The sequence below is a fragment of the Bacillus infantis genome, assembly GCF_050107595.1.
Classification (GTDB): Bacteria; Bacillota; Bacilli; order Bacillales; family Cytobacillaceae; genus Bacillus_AB; species Bacillus_AB infantis_C.
The window spans coordinates 1-522 of the sequence record NZ_JBNILH010000031.1 but is presented as its reverse complement, the minus strand read 5'-3'; the positions used below and the strand labels follow the sequence as shown (position 1 = coordinate 522).

The following is a 522-nucleotide window of genomic DNA, read 5'->3' as shown; positions in this document are numbered from 1 at the left end:
CCTGCATGAAGCTGGAATCGCTAGTAATCGCGGATCAGCATGCCGCGGTGAATACGTTCCCGGGCCTTGTACACACCGCCCGTCACACCACGAGAGTTTGTAACACCCGAAGTCGGTGGGGTAACCTTTTGGAGCCAGCCGCCTAAGGTGGGACAGATGATTGGGGTGAAGTCGTAACAAGGTAGCCGTATCGGAAGGTGCGGCTGGATCACCTCCTTTCTAAGGAATATATACAAGACGTGACGGTCTTTGTTCGTTCAGTTTTGAGAGTATAATCTCTCATTTTGTTCTTTGAAAACTAGATAATGTAATGAAGAAGACATTACCGAGTAATCGCCATTTTAGGTTTTCTCTCAATTTGAGAGTGATACCATGAATAAGCTTCGCTTATTTTTAGGTTAAGTTAGAAAGGGCGCACGGTGGATGCCTTGGCACTAGGAGCCGATGAAGGACGGTACTAACACCGATATGCTTCGGGGAGCTGTAAGTAAGCTTTGATCCGGAGATTTCCGAATGGGGAAA

The 522-nt window shown here is 47.3% G+C and carries 2 rRNA genes; both read left to right on the top strand.

Going from position 1 to position 522, the window contains the following annotated elements:
- Positions 1 to 219, top strand: a 16S ribosomal RNA gene (locus tag ACQCVH_RS25295); the annotation flags it as partial.
- A 177-nt stretch (positions 220 to 396) separates the two neighbouring features.
- Positions 397 to 522, top strand: a 23S ribosomal RNA gene (locus ACQCVH_RS25290); the annotation flags it as partial.